The following is a 20,786-nucleotide window of genomic DNA, read 5'->3' as shown; positions in this document are numbered from 1 at the left end:
GATCAGACGGGGGCCGGCACCGACGCGATCGCCTCGCGGAGGCGTGCGGCGGCGTCCTCGGGGAGGATCTCGGCGGTCCAGGCGGACATGGCGGCCTCGGATCCGGCGAGGAACTTCAGCTTGTCGGCGGCACGGCGGGGGCTGGTGAGCTCGAGCCGCATCCGGATGGTGTCGCGCGCGACGTGCACGGGCGCCTGGTGCCAGGCCGCGATGTACGGGGTCGGGGTCTCGTACAGGGCGTCGACGCCGCGAAGCAGATGCAGGTAGAGCGGGGCGAGCTCGTCGCGCTCCTGGCTGGACAGCTCCGAGAAGTCGGGCACGTGGCGGTGCGGCAGCAGCTGCACCTCGAGCGGCCAGCGCGCCGCGAACGGCACGTACGCGGTCCAGTGCTCGCCCTGCAGCACGACCCGGTCCGAGCGCTGTTCGCTCTCCAGGATCCGCGCGAACAGGCTCTTGTCCGTGCGGTCGATGCTCTCGCGCAGCCGCTGCGTGCGCGGCGTGACGTACGGGTAGGCGTAGATCTGGCCGTGCGGGTGCGGCAGGGTGACGCCGATCGCCTCGCCGCGGTTCTCGAACGGGAACACCTGCTCGATCCCGGGCAGGGCCGACAGGGCTGCGGTGCGATCCGCCCAGGCCTCGATCACGGTGCGGGCGCGGGTGACGGACTGGGTGCCGAAGGATCCGGCGTGCTCCGGGCTGAAGCAGACGACCTCGCACCGGCCGACGCTCGTGCGGGTGCGGGCGATGCCGATCGCCTCGAGGTCGTCCAGGCCGTGCGGGGCGTTGCGGCCCTCTGGTGCACCGCCGAACGCCTCGGCGAGGGCAGGGCCGAACGACGGCGAGCGGTTCTCGAAGACGGCGACGTCGTACAGCGCCGGCACCTCGGAGGGGTTCGTCGGGGTCTGCGGCGCGAGCGGGTCGGCGTCGGCGCTCGGCATCATCACCCGGTTCTGCCGCTTGGTGGCGAACGTGATCCAGTCGCCGGTGAGCACGTCCTGCCGCATCATCGCGGTTTCGGGGCGGGGGTCGAGGGCGCGCGCGTCGATCGAGCGCTCCGCGGGCAGCGTGGTGCCGGGGTCGTCGTAGTAGACGAGCTCGCGCCCGTCGGCGAGGCGGGTGGCGCGCTTGACGACGCCGGCGCCCAGGAGTTCGGGGGTGCCGGCGACATCCGTGCTCGCCGGGACTTCGGCGGCGGATGCGGTGTCGTTCGCGCCGGTGGTCGCCGTGCCGGGCGTGGGGGAGGCCCCTTTCGGCGCGGTGCCGTTCACGGTGGCTCCGTTCGGCGCGGTGCCGTTCACGGTGGCTCCGTTCGCGGTGGCTCCGTTCGCGGCCTCGGCGGGCGTGTCGAACTCAGGATCCAGTTCCATGTTCACGTAAACACGGTACGATATGGAGCGTGATAGCGTCAACACTCCTGCGTTGAGCGCGAGGCGGATCGGAGCGGGAGCGGATCCGGTGACCCCCGGCGGATCCGGAGTCGCGATCGGCCGACACGGGGTGCTCCGGCAGGGAAGCCGAGTGGGTGCGATCGGGACGGAGAGGCGGACATGGCGAAGTACGACGACGAGTTGCGCGAACTCCGAGGCATCGACGCCGGCACCCCGGCCCCTGCGCGCCGCGGCCCCCGGCCGAGCGGCCGCGTGTCCATGGCGATGGTCGCGGCGCGTGCGGGAGTCTCCGGGCAGACCGTGTCGCGCGTCGTCAACGACAGCCCGCGTGTGGATCCGGGCACCCGGGCCAGGGTCGAAGCGGCGATGGCCGAGCTCGGCTACCGCCCGCATCTTGCCGCCCGCGCGTTGCGCACGGGGCGCTCGCGCACGATCGGCGTGGTCGCGCAGACCCTCGCCACGGTCGGCAATTCAGCGCTGCTTCAGGCCGTCGCCGAGGCCGCCGAGACTCGCGGGTACGCGCTGGCCGTCGTCACCCTGGGCTCCGCCGGGCGGATCGGCGAGGCCTTCGACCGGCTGCACGAGCAGGGCGTCGACGGCGCGATCGTGTTGAACGAGGCGTCCGTGCTCGCCCGCGACGCGGATCCGGCCGGCCTCGCCCTCGTCGTCGTGGACTCTCCCGACGATCCCCGCTTCGCCGTGATCGGCACCGATCACGCGGCCGGCGCGCGGGCCGCGACCGCCCACCTGGTCGACCGCGGGCGGGCGGTCGTCCACCACCTCGCCGGCCCGGCCGGATCCTTCGCCGCAGCCGAGCGCGAGCGCGGCTGGCGCGAGGAGCTCGCCGCCCGCGGGATCGCGATCCCGGATCCGATCCGCGGCGACTGGAGCGCGGCATCCGGTCATGAGGTCGGAGCCCGTCTCGCGGCGGATCCGTCCGTCACCGCGATCTTCGCCGCCAACGACCAGATGGCGCTCGGGGTGCTCCGCGCCCTCGCCGACGCCGGCCGCCGGATCCCGGACGACGTCGCGGTCGTCGGCTTCGACGACATCGCCGATGCGGCCGAGTTCCGCCCGCCGCTGACCACCGTCCGGCAGGACTTCGGCGCGCTCGGCGAACAGGCGGTCGGACTGGTCGTGGGCCGGGTCGAGGGCGGCCAGGACGCACCCGGTGCAGCGCTGCTCGTGCCGAAGCTGGTGGTGCGGGTCAGCTCCTGAGCGGATTCCGGCACGCGGATCCGACCTCCCCTGGATGGAATTCGCGTCTGAGAGACCCGCGCAGGAAGCGAAATCCATCTCCCGCGCTGCCCCGGGAGCACCGGTCCCCCCGGGGGATGGAATTCGCAGCTGCTGAGCCCGTGTGGGACGCGAAATCCATCTCCGGCGGACTCGGGGTGCCCCGGTCCGGCCCCAGAGATGGAAATCGCTTCTGTCGGGCCGGCGCGGGAAGCGATATCCATCTCCACGCCCGCCCGGGTGCTCCGGTCCGGCATCAGAGATGGAATTCGCCTCTGTCGAGCGCGCGCGAGATGCGATATCCATCTTCGGCGACACCTGCAGAGGTCTCGGTCGACCCCGGGGATGGATTTCGCCGCTGCTGAGCCCGCGCGGGAAGCGAAATCCATCTCCACGCCCGCCCCCCGTCCCCTCCACCAGCCCCACCTCCGCCCCGAGTCTGACAGCCCCGGCTCCGCCCCGATGATCCGCCAGCCGCACTTGCGGAAAGCGCATCCCCATGCCACCATGGATCAACTGGAAAGCGCTTACCCGCCGTTCGGAACCGGGGGAAGCACGAGCGAAGGAGGCACCGTGGCAGAGACGACCACCCGCGAGATCGGCATCATCATGAACGGCGTCTCCGGGCGCATGGGCTACCGCCAGCACCTGGTGCGCTCGATCCTGACGATCCGCGAGCAGGGCGGCATCGAGCTGCCCGACGGCACCCGCGTCACGGTCAAGCCGATCCTCGTCGGCCGCAGCGAGCAGAAGCTCGCTGAGCTCGCCGCGAAGCACGGCATCGCCGACTGGACGACCGACCTCGACGCGGCGCTCGCCGACCCGCAGTGGGAGATCTACGCCGACTTCCTCGTGACCAAGGCCCGCGCGACCGCGATCCGCAAGGCCATCGCCGCGGGCAAGGCGATCTACACCGAGAAGCCGACGGCCGAGTCGCTCGACGAGGCCCTCGAGCTCGCCCGCCTCGCCCGCACCGCCGGCGTCAAGACCGGCGTCGTGCACGACAAGCTCTACCTGCCCGGGCTGCAGAAGCTCAAGCGCCTCATCGACTCCGGCTTCTTCGGACGGATCCTCTGCGTGCGCGGCGAGTTCGGCTACTGGGTGTTCGAGGGCGACTGGCAGCCCGCTCAGCGCCCCAGCTGGAACTACCGCACCGAGGACGGCGGCGGCATCATCTCCGACATGTTCCCGCACTGGAACTACGTCATGGAGAACCTGTTCGGCGAGGTCAAGAGCGTCTACGCGCAGGCCGCCGTACACATCGCCGACCGCTGGGACGAGAAGGGCGAGCACTACACCGCGACCGCCGAGGATGCCGCGTACGGCATCTTCGAACTCTCCGGCGGGATCGTGGCCGAGATCAACTCCAGCTGGACCGTGCGCGTGAACCGCGACGAGCTGGTCGAGTTCCAGGTCGACGGCACGCACGGGTCCGCGGTCGTGGGCCTGTTCGGCGCGAAGATCCAGCACCGCAACGCCACCCCGAAGCCGGTGTGGAACCCCGACCTCGCCGACTCCCACGACTACGACGCGGACTGGGCCGAGGTGCCCGTGAACGACGTGTTCCTGAACGGGTTCCGCCAGCAGTGGGAGGAGTTCCTCGAGTCGTATGTGCTCGGAACGGAATACGACTTCGACCTGCTCGCCGGCGCCCGCGGCGTGCAGCTCGCCGAGGCCGGCCTGGCGTCCAGCGCCGAGGGCCGCAAGATCGCGCTGCCCGCGCTGAGCCTGGACTGAGGCCCGCGATGACGACGATCCGCCTCCTCGCCGCCGACGGCGGCACCACCGAGGTCGAGCTCAACGGCTCCGGCGCGTACGCCCGCCCGGCCGCGCCGCTGCAGAGCCGCGTCGCCTACGCTGCCGCGCATGTGGTGCCGAAGGCGCACGCCGAGAACACCCCGGGCCGGCCCGCCGACATCGACTGGGACGCCACGCTCTCGTTCCGCCGCAATGTCTACTCGTGGGGCCTCGGCGTCGCCGACGCCATGGACACTGCGCAGCGCAACATGGGCCTGGACGCCGCGGCCACCCGCGAGCTCATCGCCCGCAGCGCGGAGGTCGCCCGCGAGGAGGGCGGATCCGTCGTCGTCGGCGTCAACACCGACCACGTCGACGAGGAGCGGATCCCGCTCGCGCAGATCATCGACGCGTACACCGAGCAGCTGCACTTCACCGAGGAGCAGGGCGCCGGCCCCGTGCTGATGGCCTCCCGCCACCTCGCCCGCGCCGCGGAGTCGGCGGAGGACTACCGCCGCGTCTACGACGCCGTGCTGTCGAAGGCGACGACCCCGGTCGTGCTGCACTGGCTCGGCACCGCGTTCGACCCGCAGCTCGAGGGGTACTTCGGCGCCTCGGACTGGCAGACGGCGTCGCGGACGCTGCTCGAGATCATCGGCACGAACCCGGGCAAGGTGGCGGGCGTGAAGATGAGCCTGCTGAACGCCGAGTCCGAGGTGACTGTGCGGTCGCAGCTGCCCGAGGGCGTGCGGATGTTCACCGGTGACGACTTCAACTACGTCGGGCTGATCGGCGGCGGCACCGTCGGGCAGGGGGAAGGTCGCTCCGACGCCCTGCTCGGCGCGTTCGCCGCGATCACCCCGGTCGCCTCCGCCGCGATCCAGGCGCTCGACGCGGGCGATCCCGCCCGGTACCTCGAGATCCTCGGCCCCACCGAGGAGCTCAGCCGCCAGGTCTTCGCCGCGCCGACCTTCTTCTACAAGACCGGTGTCGCGTTCCTCGCCTGGCTCAACGGCCACCAGCCCGCGTTCCAGATGGTCGGCGGCCTGCACTCCGCGCGCAGCCTGCCGCACCTCAGCCGCATCGTCGAGCTCGCGAACGCCTCGCTCGCGTTCGAGGATCCGGAGCTCGCCCGCGAGCGCTGGCACGGCATGCTGGCCCTGAACGGGGTCGGCGCATGATCGAAGTCGACCCGCGCCTGTCGATCAATCAGGCCACGATCAAGTACGCCGATCTCGCCACCGCGCTGCGCGTCACGGCCGAGGCCGGGGTGCAGGGCATCGGCCTGTGGCGCGAGCCCGTGAACGAGGTCGGGCTCGACACGGCCGCGCAGATGCTCGCCGACTCGGGTCTTCGGTTCACGACGCACTGCCGCGGCGGGTTCTTCACGCTGCCCGCCGGGCCGGAGCGCGAGGCGGCGCTCGACGACAACCGCCGGGCGATCGAGGAGACCGCGACGCTCGCCGCCGCCGGGGCTGCGGGATCCACGGCCGTGCTCGTCCTCGTCGCCGGGGGCCTGCCGGAGGGATCCCGCGACCTGATCGGCGCCCGCGCGCGCGTGCGCGACGCGATCGGCGAGCTCTCCGCCGACGCCGCGGCGGCCGGCGTGACGCTCGCGATCGAGCCGCTGCACCCGATGTTCGGATCCGACCGCTGCGTCGTCTCGACGCTCGGGCAGGCGCTCGACATCGCCGCCGACTTCGACCCCGCCGTGGTCGGCGCCGCGGTCGACACCTTCCACATCTGGTGGGATCCGCAGGTGCTGGACCAGATCGCGCGCGCCGGGCGCGAGGGCCGGATCGCGACCTACCAGGTGTGCGACTGGAAGACCCCGCTGCCCGCCGACGTGCTGCTGAGCCGGCACTACACCGGCGACGGGATCATCGACTTCGGATCCCTCACCCGGGCGGTCGTCGCCACCGGCTACGACCGCGACATCGAAGTGGAGATCTTCAACGCCGACATCTGGGCCCAGGATCCGGTCGAGGTCGTCCGCCGCACGGCCGAGACCTTCGGGGCGGCCGTCTCGCCGCACCTGGCCTGACCCCCTGTCCGCGAGACCGAACCTGCGTCGCGAGACCGCGCGAATCTTCGCCCGTCTCGCGACTCAGGTTCGGTCTCGCGGTCAATCGCGCACACCATGAAAGGCTGACCCCATGAGCATCCGACCCGGCCTGTGCTCCGTGACCTTCCGGCAGCGGGATCCCGCGGGGGTCGCGGCACTCGCCGCCGCCGCCGGGCTGCGCGTGATCGAGTGGGGCGGCGACGTGCACGTGCCCCCGGGCGACGCCGCGCGCGCGGCCGAGGTCGCCCGGATCACCGCCGACGCGGGGCTCGAGGTCTGCTCGTACGGGTCGTACTTCCGCGCAGGCCCGGGTGAGGAGATCGCCCCGATCCTGGACTCCGCCGAGGCGCTCGGCGCGGACCGGATCCGCGTGTGGGCCGGCTCGATCGGATCCGCCTCCGCGACCCCGCAGGAGCACGCGGCCGTGATCGACTCCCTCGCCGCCGCGACGGCGCAGGCGGCCGAGCGCGGCATCGCCCTCGCGCTCGAGTTCCACGGCCGCACCCTCGCCGACGGCCCGGACGCCACCCTGCGCGTGCTCGCCGAGGTCGGCAGCCCGCACCTCTCGACGTACTGGCAGCCCACCGTGTCCGCCCCCGACGAGATCGCGCTCGCCGAGTACGACCGGCTCGCGGATCGCGTCTCGGCCGTGCACGTCTTCTCGTGGTGGCCCGTGGCCCAGCGGCTGCCGCTGACCGGCCGGGACGAGCTCTGGCGCGGGTTCTTCGCCCGCGCCGCCGCCGCGCCGGCACCGCCGCGCGATGCGCTGCTCGAGTTCGTGCCCGACGACGCCCCCGAGGCGCTCGCCGCCGAGGCCGCGGCACTGATCGCGTACCTGGCGTGAGCCGTCCGGCCCGGGCGATGACGCGCCTCGGACGCTAGGCTCAGGGGCATGAGCTCGGAAAGCCTTTCCCTGTGACGCAGGACGGCATCGCCCGCACCCCTGACGCGTCGCCGCGCACGCTCCCGCACGCGGCCACGCTGCACGACGTCGCGCGCGAGGCCGGCGTCTCGCTCGCGACCGCGTCCCGGGTGCTGAACGGATCCGAGCGCAAGGTCGCCGAGGCGTTCCGCGAGCGCGTGGAGCGCGCGGCCGAGGCCCTCGGCTACACCCCGAACGTGTCGGCGCAGGCGACCGCACGCGGGCGTTCGCCGGTCATCGCGCTGCTCGTCGCCGACATCGCCGACCCCTACTTCGGCCAGATCGCAGCCGGGGTCGCCCGCGGCGCCGACGAGCGCGGCCTCGTCGTCACGATCGCGATCACCGAGCGCGATCCGGAGCGGGAGAACCGCATCGTGCGCGCCCTGCGCGGCCAGCGCCCGATGGGGCTGATCCTCGCCGCGTCGCGGGCGGAGCACCCCGACGGCGCGGAGGCCGGATCCGAGCTCGAGGCGTTCGAGCGCTTCGGCGGCCGGGTCGTCGCCTTCGGCGAACGGCACGGCGACGACGGCGCGGAGCGCTCGGTCGTGATCGACAACGCCGGCGGTGCGGAGGAGCTCGGCCGGCGCATGGCCGCGCTCGGCTACCGGACGGCGATCGGGATCGCCGCCGCCGCGGGCGTGCGCACCTCCGACGACCGCCTGGACGGCTTCACCCGCGGGTTCGCCTCCGGCGGCGGTCGGGTCGAGCGGATCGTCCGCGCGGACTTCCGCCGCGAATCGGGCGCTGCGGCCATGGCCGGGGCGCTCGCCGAGGGCGTCGAGCCCGGGACGCTCGTGTTCGGGATGAGCGACGTCGTCGCGCTCGGCGCGATCTCGGCGATCCGCGCGGCGGGGCGGGAGGTCGGATCCGACATCGCGGTGTGCGGCTTCGACGACGTGCCCGCCAGCAGCGACGTGACGCCGTCGCTCACCACCGTGCGGATCCCGCTGAACGACGCCGGCTACCAGGCCTTCCGCGCGATCGTCGACGAGGACTGGCAGCAGGACCCGCTGCCCGTCGAGGTCGTCGTCCGCGACAGCACCCCCGGGCGCTGAGCCCGGGCGATTCAGTGCCCGGGCCTGTCCGAATCCCGGGCCTGTCTGAATCCCAGGCGCGCCCGAACCCGGACCCGCCCGTGCCCGGATCCCCCCTGCCCGTGTCCCACTTTCTGCTCTAAACCGCTGGTTCTGGAGCAGAAAGTGGGACACGGCGGGTCAGAAAGGGGGACACGGTGGGTCAGAAGTGGGACATGGTCGGGGGTGATCCCGGTGACCCCCCCGTGGGGTCACCGCGTTTCGTCTCGCTGCGCTCGCTCAACGACCCCGAGGGGTCAGCCGCCCAGGGCGGCGCTGACGACCGCTCGGGCCTCCTCCTGCACCTGGGCGAGGTGCTCCGGGCCCAGCAGCGACTCGGCGTACAGCTTGTAGACGTCCTCCGTGCCGGAGGGGCGCGCCGCGAACCAGGCGTGCTCGGTCTGCACCTTGAGGCCGCCGATCGCGGCGCCGTTGCCCGGGGCGTGCGAGAGCTTCGCCGTGATCGCCTCGTCGGCGAGCTCGGTGGCCGAGACCGACTCGGGAGACAGTCTGCCGAGCGTCGCCTTCTGCTCCGGCGTCGCCGGGGCGTCCACCCGCTGATAGGCCGAGGCGCCGAACGCGTCCTCGAGCTCGCGGTACCGCTCGGACGGGCTCTTGCCGGTCACCGCGATGATCTCCGCGGCGAGCAGGCACAGCAGGATCCCGTCCTTGTCTGTTGACCACACGGATCCGTCCCGGCGCAGGAAGGAGGCGCCGGCCGACTCCTCGCCGCCGAACGCGACGGATCCGTCCAGCAGCCCCGGCACGAACCACTTGAACCCGACGGGCACCTCGAGCAGGCGCCGGCCGAGCGACTCCGCGACCCGGTCGATGATCATCGACGACACCAGGGTCTTGCCGATCGCCGCGTCGCGCGCCCACCCCTCGCGGTGCGAGAACAGGTAGTCGATCGCGACCGCCAGGTAGTGGTTCGGGTTCATCAGGCCGGCGTCGGGGGTGACTATGCCGTGCCGGTCGGCGTCGGCGTCATTGCCGGTGAGCACGTCGTAGTCGCCCTTCTTCGCGACCAGCGACGCCATCGCCGACGGGGAGGACGGATCCATCCGGATCTTCTCGTCCCAGTCCAGCGTCATGAAGCGCCAGGTCGGGTCGACCTCGGGGTTCACGACGGTGAGGTCGAGGCCGTGCATCTCGGCGATGAGCGCCCAGTACTCGACCGAGGCGCCGCCCAGCGGATCCGCTCCGATCCGCACGCCCGCGCGCTTGATCGCCTCGACGTCGATGATCGACGGCAGGTCGCGGACGTACGCGTCGCGGAAGTCGTAGGAGCCGAGCGAGTCGATGTCGATGTCGGCGATGCGGGTGCGCTTCACCTCGGTGAGGCCGTTCTCGATCAGCTCGTTCGCGCGGTTCGCGATCCAGCCGGTCGCGTCGGTGTCGGCGGGGCCGCCGTGCGGGGGGTTGTACTTGAAGCCGCCGTCGCGGGGCGGGTTGTGCGAGGGGGTGACCACGATGCCGTCGGCGCGGGCCGGGTCGTTCGCGGCGCGGCCCCGGTTGTAGGAGAGGATCGCGTGGCTGAGCGCGGGTGTCGGCACCCACGCGTCGCGTGCGTCGACGCGCACGTCGACGCCGTTCGCGACGAGGACCTCGATGGCGCTGCGCTCCGCGGGGCGGGACAGCGCGTGCGTGTCGCGGCCGAGGAACAGGGGGCCGGTGATGCCCTGGGCGCCCCGGTAGTCGACGATCGCCTGGGTCGTCGCGAGGATGTGCTGCTCGTTGAAGCTGCCGGACAGCGAGGATCCGCGGTGGCCGCTCGTGCCGAACACCACCCGTTCCGTGGAGATCCTCGGATCGGGGATCCGGTCGTAGTAGGCGGCGATCAGCTCGTCGACGTCGATCAGGTCGCTTTCCTCCGCGGGGAGGCCGGCACGGCTCGTCATGCGGATAGTCTGCCCCGTCGCGGGGACGTTCGCATCTTCGAATCGGAGGACGCCCGGGGTCACAGAGAGGAAGGCCTCCGCACGGCGACGACTAGGCTGAATGCCGTGACCGACGCCGCCCCCATCCGCCGCACCTACAGCTATCTCGGCCCTGCGGGGACGTTCACCGAGGCCGCGCTCGAGCAGGTGCCCGAGGCGCGCGGCCACGACTGGCGCCCGGTGCACAACGTGGGCGAGGCGCTGTCCGACGTGCTGAGCGGACGCAGCGACGCCGCCATGATCGCGATCGAGAACTCGGTCGAGGGCGGCGTCACCACGACCCTCGACGCCCTGGCCACCCTCCCCGGCCTGCGGATCGTCGGCGAGTACCTGGTCAAGGTCGACTTCGTGCTCGTCGCGCCTCCCGGAACCCGGATCGAGGACGTCCGGGTCATCGCCGCGCACCCCGTCGCCTACGCGCAGTGCTACGGCTGGCTCGGGGAGCACATCCCGAACCACCAGCACGTGCCCGCGGCGAGCAACGTGGCCTCGGCGCTGGGGATCCTGGACGGATCCCTCCCCGCCGACGCGGCGATCGCGGCCCCCGGCATCGTGCAACACCACGACCTCGAGCTCCTGGCCGACGACATCGGCGACAACGACAACGCCGTGACCCGGTTCGTGCTCGTCGCGCGCACCACGGCCCCCGCCCCGCCGACCGGCGCGGACAAGACGTCGCTCATCGTCGAGCTGCCCGAGGATCACGCCGGCGCCCTGCTCGAACTGCTCGAACAGTTCTCGACCCGCGGCATCAACCTGTCGCTGCTGCAGTCCCGCCCGATCGGGGACGAGCTCGGTCGGTACCGGTTCGTGCTCGACGCGGACGGCCACATCCAGGACGAGCGCATGGCCGACGCACTGCTCGGCATCCGCCGGTTCAGCCCCCGCGTGGTCTACCTCGGCTCGTACCCCCGGGCCGACCGCCGCATCGTGCAGTACCCGGAGCGCTACGCCGACGACGTCTTCGTCGAGGCGCGGGACTGGATCCGCGGCCTGATCGCCGGCGAGCCCGAGGCGTAGGGCTGGGCCTGCTCGGGGTCGTTGAGCGAGGACGCGCGTAGCGCGACCGAGACGAAACGCGGCGATCGGGCGAGCTCGGGCCTGCTCGGGGTCGTTGAGCGAGGACGCGCGTAGCGCGACCGAGACGAAACGCAGCGAGTGGAACGCGCGGCGGGGATCCGGAGGGGTCGCCGTCGGTGGCGGCCCCTCCGGACTCAGGCGGTGGGTGCCACGTCGCCGACGGGTGCGCGACCGGCGCGCTCGAGCTCCTCCGCCGTGGGCGGCATCGCCCCGGCGCGCCCGACCGTGATGGCGGCGGACTCGGCGGCGATGCGGCCGATCGCGGCAAGATCGGCCGCGCTGAGATCCTGCAACGCCGCCACCATGCCCGAGGGGGCGGCGATCGCGGCCAGCAGGCCCGACATGTAGGCGTCGCCGGCGCCGATCGTGTCGACCGCGCGCGTCGGACGTGCGGGAACCTGCACCGTCGCACCGGGAGCGTACAACGTGCTCCCTTCCGCGCCGCGGGTGATGGCGACCAGGCGCGCGCCCTGCCCCAGCAGGATCCCGGCGACGTCATCCGCCCGCCCGGGGTAGAGCCACTCGGCGTCCTCGTCGCTCAGCTTCACGATCGTGGCGCGTGCCGCGTAGCGCTCGACGAGCTCTCGTGTCTCCTCGCGGGACGGCACGAAAGCGGGGCGGATGTTGGGATCGAAGCTGACGAGCACCTCGGCGGGGAGCGATTCGATCAGCTCGAGCACCCGCGGGCCACCGGGCGCGAGGAACGCGCCGATCGATCCCACGTGCACCGCCTGCGCGTCGCCGACGGGCGGCGGCGTGCGGAAGGCCCACGCGACATGGAAGTCGTACGAGGCGGATCCGTCGGCGCCGATCCGCGCGAGCGAGGTAGAGGTGCGGCGGGACACGTCGTCGGTCCGCTCGATCGCGACGCCGGCAGAGGCGAGGTGCGTCGCGATCGCGGTGCCGTCGGCGTCATCGCCGAACTCGGTCGCGAAGACCGTGCGGACGCCCAGGCGGCCGAGGCCGAACGCGACGTTGAGCGGGCTGCCGCCGACATGATGCGAGCGCTCGCCGTCACGGTCGACGATGTCGATGAGCGCCTCGCCGATGACGAGGAAATGCGGACTCATGCGGGCACCGGCTCGAGCCGGGTCAGAGTCGAGCCGCCACCGACGACGAGGGGGGCGAGCTCCTCGTTGAATCGGGCGCAGTGGGCCGACGCCACGTGGGCTTCGAAGGCCGCGTCATCGGAGTACTCCTCGTAGACGAAGAAGCGGTCCCATTCGTCGCGCAGCCGGTGCGCGTCGAAGCGCACGTTCCCCGGCTCGGCCGTGACGTCCCGGCGGTACCCCGCGACGAGGGACGCGACCGCGTCCCCCGCCCCGGGGACCGCCCGGAACTCGGCGTACAGGTGCGTCGGGCTCACAGCGTCTGCGCGCCCGTCATGATCGCCACGGCCTCGCCCATCGTGTGCGATTGCGGCGTGATCGTGCCGGCCCGCTTGCCGAGGCGCTGGATGTGGATCCGGTCGGCGACCTCGAACACGTGGGGCATGTTGTGGCTGATCAGGATCACCGGCACGCCGGTGTCCCGCAGCCGCTTGATGAGCTCGAGCACCTGGTTGCCCTCCCGCACGCCCAGCGCCGCGGTCGGCTCGTCGAGGACGACGACCTTGGAGCCGAACGCCGCGGCGCGGGCGACGGCGACCGCCTGGCGCTGGCCTCCGGAAAGGTTCTCGATCGGGACCGTGACGTCCTGCAGGGTCGAGATGCCCAGGCGGGTGAGCTCGTCGCGGGCGTTCTTGCGCATGGCCTTGGTGTCGAGCATGCGCAGGGTGGATCCGAGGAATCCGGGGCGTCGCACCTCGCGGCCGAGGTACATGTTCGCGGCGACGTCGAGCGCGGGCGAGACCGCGAGGGACTGGTAGACGGTCTCGATCCCGGCGTCACGGGCGTCCTGCGGGCGGTGGAAGCGCACGGGCTCGCCGTCCAGGAACAGCTCGCCCTCGTCCGGGAGCTCCGCGCCCGTGAGGCACTTGATGAGAGTGGTCTTGCCGGCGCCGTTGTCGCCGATGATGGCGAGCACCTCGCCGGCGTAGAGGTCGAGGCTGACGCCGTCGAGGCCGATGACGTGACCGTAGGTCTTGACGAGCCGCTTGGCCGAGAGGACCGGCGTGCGGGTGTCCGAGGCTGCAGCGTTCACTTGCGCACCTTCCGAATCCACTGATCGATGGAGACCGCGACGATCACGAGGATGCCGACGGCCAGGGTCTGGTAGAGCACGTCCAGGCCGGCGAGGGCCAGGCCGTTGCGGAACACGCCGACGATGAGCGCCCCGAGCAGGGTGCCCCACACGTTGCCGCGGCCGCCGAAGAGGCTCGTTCCGCCGATCACGACAGCGGTGATCGCGTTCAGGTTCGCGTCGACCGCGGCGTTCGGGCTGGAGCCGAAGTCACGGCCGATCTGGATCCAGGCGGCGAGGGCGACCACGGCGCCGGCGACCACGTACACGCTCAGCAGGACGCGGTTGACCCGGATGCCGCTCAGGCGGGCGGCCTCCTTGTCGTCGCCGACCGCGTACACGTGCCGGCCCCAGGCGGTGCGTCCGAGTGCGAACGCGAGCACGACGTAGAGCAGGATCATCATCAGCACGCCGTAGGTGACGTCGACGCCGAGGTGGAACGTGCTCCCGGTCCAGGTGATCACGTCCGGCAGCTTGATGCCCTGCACGGTCGCGCCGTTCGAGATCAGCAGGGTGAGCGCGGTGAAGATGCTCAGCGTGCCGAGGGTGACGATGAACGGCGGCAGGTTCAGCCGAGTGACGAGCAGGCCGTTGATCACACCGGTGAGGATGCCGGCGATCAGCCCGACGACGAGGGCGAGGATGCCGGGCAGGCCGACGCCCGCGGCGGCGTTGCCGATGACGATGGAGCTCAGCACCATGGCGGCGCCGACCGAGAGGTCGATGCCGGCGGTGAGGATCACGAGCGTCTGCGCGACGCCGAGCGTGCCGATCACGGCGACCTGCTGCGTGATCAGGGACAGGTTGTTCGGCGCGAGGAAGCGCGAGTTGATCACGCCGAAGACGACGACCGCGACGACGAGCACGATGGCCGGGCTGATCGCGGGGTAGCGGTACAGGATCGCGCGCACGCGCTGGGTGGGCGTCCGGCGGTTGATGAACTCGTCGGCCAGATGGAGGGCCGAGGTCGGCGGTCCCGACGGTGCGGTGGAGGTGGTGTCTGACATGGGTTCTCCCGGAGTCGGAGGGGAAAGGGGGAGGGGCGCCGGCGGCGATGCCGGCGCCCCGGGGATCACTTGCCCCAGCAGGTGCTGGTCGCGGCGTCCGAGGTGACGCCGTCGATGCCGCTCATCGCCTGGTCGGTGACGAGCGTCTGGCCGGTGCTGAAGAAGTCCAGACCGTCGGTGGGCTGGGGCTTCTCGCCGCCGCGGGCGATCTTCGCGATGGCCTCCATGCCGAGCGACGCCATCTTCGACGGGTACTGCTGGGAGGTCGCGCCGATGATGCCCTGCTTCACGTAGCCGACGCCCGCGCAGCCGCCGTCGATCGAGACGATCAGGACGCTCTTCTCCTTGCCGGCCGCCTTGAGGGCCTGGTAGGCGCCGTAGGCCGCGGGCTCGTTGATCGTGTAGACGACGTTGATGTCGGAGTTCTTCGAGAGCAGCGTCTCCATCGCCGAGCGACCGCCGTCCTCGGCGCCCTGGGTCGGCTGGTGCCCGACGACCGTGTACTCGCCGCCCTTGCCGCCGGAGTAGGTGCCGCTCGCGGCCTCGGATCCGTTCTTGCTCTTGTCGGGGACGGCGATGCCCATGCCCTTCAGGAAGCCCTGGTCGCGGTTCGTGTCGACCGAGACGATCTGGTCGCTGAACAGGTCGAGCATCGCGATCGTGGCCTTCTTGCCGTCGAGCTTCGCCGCCGTCCACTTGCCGATCAGCTCGCCCGCCGCGAAGTTGTCGGTCGCGAAGGTGATGTCGACCGTCTTGGCCGGGTCGGGGACGGTGTCGAGCGCGATCACGTAGAGACCGGCCTTGCGGGCCTTGGCGATCTCGTTGTTCACCGCCGTCCCGTTGGGGGTGATCAGGATGCCCTTGTCGCCGCGGGAGATCGCGTTCTCGATGGCCTGGATCTGGCTGTCGGTGTCGCCGTCCTTCTTGCCGGCGGCGAGGGTGAGGGAGACGTTCGCCTTCGCGGCGTCGGCCTTGGCGGCGTCCTCCATCGAGACGAAGTACGGGTTGGTCGTGGTCTTCACGATCAGGGTCACGCCGACCTTGTCGTTCGGGCCCGCCGTCGAGCCCGCGGATCCGCCTGAGGAGCAGGCGGCGAGGGAGAGCGCGGCGACGGCGGCCAGCGAAGCTGCGGCGATCGCCTTCGTCCGGCGGGTCAGGGAGAGGGGCATCTTTGCGTTCCTTTGCTCGGGGGTCACTTCGTCGGAACACCCTGCGTCACGGGAGTGACGACTGACAACGGTGTCAGATGTATGTTTAACCCATTCGATCCGGACGCGCAAGAGCCTTTGTCGAATGGGATGGGAAGAAATGACATCGTTATCAAAGCCGGCTCGCGTCACGATCCGCGAGGTCGCGCAGCATGCCGGGGTCGGCATCAAGACGGTGTCACGCGTGGTCAACAACGAGCCGAACGTCGCACCCGCGACGGCCGCGCGGGTGCGCGCCTCGATCGAGGAGCTGCGCTGGGAGCCGGACGCGCATGCGGCGAACCTCCGCCGGACCACCACCCGGACGCGATCCGTCGGACTCCTGCTCGGCAGCGTCGCGAACCCCTTCTCGGCCACGATCCACCGCGCCGTCGAAGACATCGCCGTGCACCGTGACGTCGCCGTCTTCGCCTCGAGCCTCGACGACGACCCGGAGCGCGAGGTCGCCGCGGTCGAGGCGTTCGTGCGCCGCAAGGTCGACGGCCTGATCCTGACCTGCGTCGCCGAGAGTCAGGCCTACCTGGCCGAGCTCGTGCCGCCCGAGATGCCGGTCGTCTTCATCGACCGCGAGGCGTCCGGGTATGTGGCCGACACCGTGCTCTCGGACAACGTCGAGGGGGCCAGGCTCGCGACGCGGCATCTGCTGGGCTTCGGGCATCGCCGGCTCGCGCTGCTCATCGACCGGCGCGACATCTGGACGGCCCGGGAGCGCGAACGGGGCTTCCTCGCCGCGCTCGCGGAGTTCGGCGTGCCCGCCGAGACGGCGACGATCGTCGCGGACCTGTCCGGTCAGCATGCCGCCGAACGCGCGGTGACGACCCTGCTCAGTGCACCCGACGCGCCCACCGCGATCGTGAGCGGGCAGAACCTGATCACGGTCGGCGCGGTGCATGCGCTGCGCAAGCTCGGCCGGCACCACGATGTGGCGCTGATCGGCTTCGACGACGTGGAGCTCGCCGACCTGATGGATCCGGGGCTCAGCGTCGTGGCGCAGCGCCCGAAGGTGCTCGGCCGGCTCGCCGCGGAACGCCTGTTCGCGTCCCTCGACGCCGGGCACCGGCTCGACCCCGCGCCGATCGTCGTGCCGGTCGACCTCGTGCCGCGCGGATCCGGGGAGATCCGGCCGACCCAGCCGTAGCGCAGGGGGCGGGAGCGCCTCGATCACGGCCGTAACGCTCGGGCACGGGGACCGCGATCGGCCGGCGGCGGAACCCCGTCACGACGTCGGGTGCCGCCCGTCCCCGATCGCGGTGTCGAGGGCCGCACGCATGACGGCGCGATCCGGATCCAGTCCCATCCACAGGCCGAGGTTGATCGCAGCCTGGTTCACCAGCATCGAGCGCCCATCCAGGGTCTCGGCGCCGTGCGTGCGCGCCTCGCGCAGCAGCACGGTGTCGGGAGGGTTCGGGATCACGTCGCACACGAGCATGCCCGGCAGGATCGTGTCCGCGACGACGTCGACCCGCGCATCGACGTCCGGCGCGAGGCCGATCGAGGTGCCGTTGACGACGACGTCGGTGTCGGCCGGGAGCGCGAAGGATCCGGCCCACGCGACCGCCGCGGCGCTCGTCGCCGAACTGTCCTGCACGATCCGGACGATCTCCTCTGCCCGCTCGACGCGGCGGTTCACGATCGTCAACCGGGCGACGCCGGCCAGGGCGAGCTCGACCGCGATCGCCCGCGCCGCCCCGCCCGCACCGAACACCACGGCGTGCAGTCCCCGTGGATCCCGGCGTTCCCGCAGCGCCTGCACGAAGCCCTCCCCGTCGGTGTTGTGGCCGATCAGGCCCCGGTCGGTCACCTGCACGCAGTTCACCGCGCCGATCAGGGCCGCGGACGGCGCGAGACCGTCGAGCAGCGGGATGACCGCCTGCTTGTTCGGCAGCGACAGGTTGAACCCGGTCCAGCCCATCGCGACCGCGCCGCGCACGGCATCGGGCAGACGCGGGGGCGGCACGTCGCAGTTCACGTACCGGGCCGGCACGCCGTGGTGGGCGAAGGCCGCCTCGACCATCGCGCCGGTCGGGTTGCCTCCCGCGGGGGAGGAGAAGGATCCGGTCAGCGCCGGCTGCAGGGGGGAGGGCTCGGGCATGGTCTGCTCCTTTGCGGTTTCGGGGGGTGGGCGGATCAGCCGCCGGATCGGGATCGTGCCGCCGGGTGGACGGATCGGCCGGGTGCGCTGTCGGCTCAGGCCGCGAGGTCCGACTCGGCGACCACGCGCAGAGCCTGAGCCGCGATCGTGAGCGCGGGGTTCATCGCGGCGCTGGACGGGAAGAACCCGCCGTCGATCACCCAGAGGTTCTCGACGTCGTGCGCGCGGCAGTGGCCGTCCAGGACGGAGCGTGATGGGTCCTCGCCCGCCACGACCGTGCCGCACATGTGGCTGTTCATCTCGATGCCGAACCACTGTGTGCCGATGATCTGGTAGCCGACCCGGTGCAGCAGGCGCTTGGCGGTCCTCATCGTGCGACGGTGCGCGGCGACCCCGAGCGCGGTGCGCTGCGTGACGATCCGTCCGCTCGCGTCGAGCGTCACCCGGTTGTCGGGCGAGGGCAGATCCTCGCTCATCACGAGCCATTCGACGCTGCGCGCGGCGAACCCGTCGAGCGCGAACCGCGGGGCGTACGGCGCCTCGAGCCTCATCATCGAACCCTGCACCTTGCCGACCAGCTGCATCACCCCGCCCGGCTTGCCGTCGCCCCCGTCGTGGTACCAGTCGTTGACGGAGAGCGTCTTCTGGAACACGACGTCGTTGCGCCGGGTGGCGTCGAAGGCGGCGATGTGCGCGTTGTTGTGCATCATGTAGTTCCGCCCGACCCGGCCGGACGAGTTGGCCAGCCCCGCCGGGTGCTTCCCGTCCGCCGAGCGCAGCAGCAGCGCGGCGGAGTTCACCGCGCCCGCCGAGACGACGAACTTCGCCGCGGTGATCCTGACCTCGCCCTCGTCGCCGACGCCGACGGCGGCGACGACCCGGGCGCCGGACGGATCCGTCTCGAGCCGGTCGATCCGCACGCCCGTGAGCAGGCGCAGGTTGCCGGTCGCGAGAGCCGGATCCACCGCGCAGGTCTCGGCGTCGCTCTTCGCGCCGAGCAGGCACGGGAAGCCGTCGCACGTGCCGCAGCGGATGCACAGCCCGCCCGGGCGCAGGTCGACGCCCATCGCGTTCGCGGCGGGCGAGACGCCCTGGGCGCGCAGCCGCTCGGCGAGGTCGGCGACGTACGGCTCGTGCTCCATCGCGGGGAAGGGGTAGGGGCCGCTCCGCCACGGCTCGGTGGGATCCTGGCCCGTCGTGCCGTGCACGTTCAGCTGCGCCTCCGCCGCCGCGTAGTACGGCTCGAGGTCGGCGTAGCGGAAGGGCCACGCGGGCGAGAGTCCGTCGTCGTGCTCGGTCGCCTCGAAGTCGCTCTCGCGGAACCGGGGCAGGCTCGCACCGTAGACCTTCGTGCTGCCGCCGACGACGTAGTGCACGCCCGGCTTGTACTCCCGCCCACGGCCGTCGAGCCAGGTCTCCGCGGGCTTGTACCGGCGCTTCAGGAACACGGCCTCGGGCGACCAGTTCTGCGGCTCGCGGCGGAGGCGCTCGCCGCGTTCGACGAGCAGCACGTCGAGCCCTCGGCGGGCCAGCGCGAGCGCGGTCATGCCGCCGCCCATGCCCGATCCGATGACGACGCAGTCGGCCGTGATGTTCATCAGAGGATCCTCTCGCTGCTGTGTAACGAATGAATCCTCCGGTCTATATCCTCATGGATTCAACGATCTAGGATCCTTCTGTCGTGTGAATGGTTAACCGTTGGAGGAATCGTCAGCATGCCCCGACCCGCGTCCGACGCATCGCTGCTCTCCCTCGCCCGGGCTCTCGAGCTCTCCACCGCGACCGTCTCGAACGCCTTCAACCGGCCCGAGCGGGTGGGCGCCGCGACGCTCGCGCGGATCCTCGCCGAGGCCGACCGGATCGGCTACGCCGGGCCGGATCCGGCCGCCCGGCAGCTGCGCCGCGGACGTGCCGACGCGGTCGGTCTCGTGCTCACGGACGAGCTGCCGTTCGCATTCGAGGACCACGCCGCCGTCGGCTTCCTCGCCGGGGTCGCGCAGGCTTGCGAGGAGAGCGGGCGCAGCCTCGTGATGCTGCCGTCGGGGACGTCGTCCGCGGGCGGTGGCGGATCGTCCGCGGGCGGCTCCGTGCCGTCGCTCGGGACGGTCGCGATCGACGGGGTGATCGTCTACTCGGTGGGGGATCGGGAGCCGCTGCTCGCGGCCGCGAAGGCGCGCCGGCTCCCGATCGTCGTCGTCGACCAGCCGCATGCCGATCCGGCCTGGGACTGGGTCGGCATCGACGACCGCGCCGTCGGGTTCGCCGTGGGGGAGCACCTCGCGCGGCTCGGGCACCGCCGGGTCGGTGTCGTCGCCCCGCGGCTGAGCCGGCAGCGGCGCAACGGTCCGGTCATGGCCGGAGACGTTCCGGACTATGCGGTGCTGCGCTCGCGGATCGCTGGGCTGCGGGAGGGGCTCGCTCGTTCCGGATCGGGCGGTCGTGCGCGGGACGCGGAACTGCTCGAGATCCCGGTCGAGGAGCGCACGATATCCGGTGAACGGGGCGGGGCTGCGGGCTTCGAGGCGCTGATGGTGCGCCACCCCGCGCTCACCGCGGTCTTCTGCCTGTCCGATGAGCTCGCGCTCGGCGCGCTGGGACGGGCGGCCGAGATGGGCATCGATGTGCCCGGCCGGGTGAGCATCGTCGGCGTCGACGACATCGAGCGGGCAGGCCCCGCCGGTCTCACCACGATCGAGCAGCCGCTGCAGGCCAAGGGCGCCGTCGCCGGGCGGCTGCTGATGGCGCGGATCGACGAGCGACTGTCCGGCGGACGCCCCGGCCCGGCACAGGCGAAGACCCTCCCGACGACGCTGCACGTGCGGACGTCGACGGGCCCGCCGGCCGGGTAGCGGGGTCG

18 protein-coding genes are annotated in these 20,786 nt (G+C 72.0%); 9 read left to right on the top strand and 9 right to left on the bottom strand.

Annotated features, from left to right (window positions below):
- Nucleotides 1-2: 2 nt before the first annotated feature.
- The gene (gene galT, locus RBR11_RS16480; RefSeq protein ID WP_308490468.1) at nucleotides 3-1,373 is read right to left on the bottom strand and encodes a galactose-1-phosphate uridylyltransferase; all 1,371 of its coding nucleotides are present in this window, start codon (nucleotides 1,371-1,373) and stop codon (nucleotides 3-5) included.
- 273 nt (nucleotides 1,374-1,646) lie between these two features.
- Here galT and RBR11_RS16475 point away from each other — a divergent pair, with 273 nt between their 5' ends.
- The 6 genes from RBR11_RS16475 to RBR11_RS16450 all read left to right on the top strand — a co-directional run bounded on the left by RBR11_RS16475 (nucleotide 1,647) and on the right by RBR11_RS16450 (nucleotide 8,403).
- On the top strand, nucleotides 1,647-2,606 hold the full coding sequence (locus RBR11_RS16475; protein WP_308490494.1) for a LacI family DNA-binding transcriptional regulator: 960 nt from the start codon (nucleotides 1,647-1,649) through the stop codon (nucleotides 2,604-2,606).
- A 627-nt stretch (nucleotides 2,607-3,233) separates the two neighbouring features.
- A complete protein-coding gene (locus RBR11_RS16470) occupies nucleotides 3,234-4,361 on the top strand; it encodes a Gfo/Idh/MocA family protein (RefSeq protein ID WP_308490493.1) in 1,128 nt (375 codons plus the stop codon).
- A gap of 8 nt (nucleotides 4,362-4,369) precedes the next feature.
- Nucleotides 4,370-5,542 (top strand): dihydrodipicolinate synthase family protein, encoded by a 1,173-nt coding sequence (locus RBR11_RS16465; protein ID WP_308490467.1) that lies wholly within the window; start codon nucleotides 4,370-4,372, stop codon nucleotides 5,540-5,542.
- Nucleotides 5,539-6,405 (top strand): sugar phosphate isomerase/epimerase family protein, encoded by an 867-nt coding sequence (locus RBR11_RS16460; protein WP_308490466.1) that lies wholly within the window; start codon nucleotides 5,539-5,541, stop codon nucleotides 6,403-6,405. The genes RBR11_RS16465 and RBR11_RS16460 overlap by 4 nt, the downstream gene beginning before the upstream one ends.
- Nucleotides 6,406-6,517: 112 nt before the next feature.
- Nucleotides 6,518-7,270: a sugar phosphate isomerase/epimerase family protein gene (locus RBR11_RS16455; RefSeq protein ID WP_308490465.1), complete on the top strand. Its 753-nt coding sequence runs from the start codon at nucleotides 6,518-6,520 to the stop codon at nucleotides 7,268-7,270.
- Between the two features lie 71 nt (nucleotides 7,271-7,341).
- Nucleotides 7,342-8,403 carry a LacI family DNA-binding transcriptional regulator gene (locus RBR11_RS16450; protein WP_308490464.1) on the top strand — a complete coding sequence of 354 codons (1,062 nt, stop codon included), beginning with the start codon at nucleotides 7,342-7,344 and terminating at the stop codon, nucleotides 8,401-8,403.
- A 275-nt stretch (nucleotides 8,404-8,678) separates the two neighbouring features.
- Here RBR11_RS16450 and pgm read toward each other — a convergent pair whose 3' ends face one another.
- A complete protein-coding gene (gene pgm, locus RBR11_RS16445; RefSeq protein ID WP_308490463.1) occupies nucleotides 8,679-10,322 on the bottom strand; it encodes a phosphoglucomutase (alpha-D-glucose-1,6-bisphosphate-dependent) in 1,644 nt (547 codons plus the stop codon).
- Nucleotides 10,323-10,427: 105 nt separating this feature from the next.
- Here pgm and pheA point away from each other — a divergent pair, with 105 nt between their 5' ends.
- A complete protein-coding gene (pheA, locus tag RBR11_RS16440; protein ID WP_373889814.1) occupies nucleotides 10,428-11,381 on the top strand; it encodes a prephenate dehydratase in 954 nt (317 codons plus the stop codon).
- A gap of 194 nt (nucleotides 11,382-11,575) precedes the next feature.
- On the opposite strand, the gene RBR11_RS16435 is transcribed toward pheA, so the two are convergent.
- The 5 genes from RBR11_RS16435 to RBR11_RS16415 form a co-directional block, all read right to left on the bottom strand.
- Nucleotides 11,576-12,511: a carbohydrate kinase family protein gene (locus RBR11_RS16435; protein ID WP_308490462.1), complete on the bottom strand. Its 936-nt coding sequence runs from the start codon at nucleotides 12,509-12,511 to the stop codon at nucleotides 11,576-11,578.
- Nucleotides 12,508-12,807, bottom strand: coding sequence for a putative quinol monooxygenase (locus RBR11_RS16430; protein WP_308490461.1), 300 nt, complete (start codon nucleotides 12,805-12,807; stop codon nucleotides 12,508-12,510). Before RBR11_RS16430 ends, RBR11_RS16435 begins: the two co-directional genes overlap by 4 nt.
- Complete coding sequence (locus RBR11_RS16425) at nucleotides 12,804-13,583, bottom strand: ATP-binding cassette domain-containing protein (RefSeq protein ID WP_308490460.1); 780 nt, start codon at nucleotides 13,581-13,583, stop codon at nucleotides 12,804-12,806. The genes RBR11_RS16430 and RBR11_RS16425 overlap by 4 nt, the downstream gene beginning before the upstream one ends.
- Nucleotides 13,580-14,629 carry an ABC transporter permease gene (locus tag RBR11_RS16420; RefSeq protein WP_308490459.1) on the bottom strand — a complete coding sequence of 350 codons (1,050 nt, stop codon included), beginning with the start codon at nucleotides 14,627-14,629 and terminating at the stop codon, nucleotides 13,580-13,582. Before RBR11_RS16420 ends, RBR11_RS16425 begins: the two co-directional genes overlap by 4 nt.
- A 65-nt stretch (nucleotides 14,630-14,694) precedes the next feature.
- Nucleotides 14,695-15,798, bottom strand: coding sequence for a substrate-binding domain-containing protein (locus RBR11_RS16415; RefSeq protein ID WP_308490458.1), 1,104 nt, complete (start codon nucleotides 15,796-15,798; stop codon nucleotides 14,695-14,697).
- 139 nt (nucleotides 15,799-15,937) lie between these two features.
- Between RBR11_RS16415 and RBR11_RS16410 the strand changes: the two genes are divergently transcribed.
- A complete protein-coding gene (locus RBR11_RS16410) occupies nucleotides 15,938-16,975 on the top strand; it encodes a LacI family DNA-binding transcriptional regulator (RefSeq protein ID WP_308490457.1) in 1,038 nt (345 codons plus the stop codon).
- Nucleotides 16,976-17,053: 78 nt separating this feature from the next.
- On the opposite strand, the gene aroE is transcribed toward RBR11_RS16410, so the two are convergent.
- Nucleotides 17,054-17,929, bottom strand: a complete 876-nt coding sequence (gene aroE, locus RBR11_RS16405; protein WP_308490456.1) for a shikimate dehydrogenase — start codon at nucleotides 17,927-17,929, stop codon at nucleotides 17,054-17,056.
- A 95-nt stretch (nucleotides 17,930-18,024) separates the two neighbouring features.
- Entirely contained in the window at nucleotides 18,025-19,527 is a 1,503-nt protein-coding gene (locus tag RBR11_RS16400; RefSeq protein WP_308490455.1) for a GMC family oxidoreductase, read from the bottom strand.
- 117 nt (nucleotides 19,528-19,644) lie between these two features.
- Between RBR11_RS16400 and RBR11_RS16395 the strand changes: the two genes are divergently transcribed.
- Nucleotides 19,645-20,778 (top strand): LacI family DNA-binding transcriptional regulator, encoded by a 1,134-nt coding sequence (locus RBR11_RS16395; protein ID WP_308490454.1) that lies wholly within the window; start codon nucleotides 19,645-19,647, stop codon nucleotides 20,776-20,778.
- Nucleotides 20,779-20,786: the final 8 nt, after the last annotated feature.

Source organism: Microbacterium capsulatum (assembly GCF_030865425.1).
Classification (GTDB): Bacteria; Actinomycetota; Actinomycetes; order Actinomycetales; family Microbacteriaceae; genus Microbacterium; species Microbacterium capsulatum.
The sequence above is the reverse complement of the archived record's forward strand: the minus strand, read 5'-3'. Positions and strand labels throughout refer to the sequence as shown.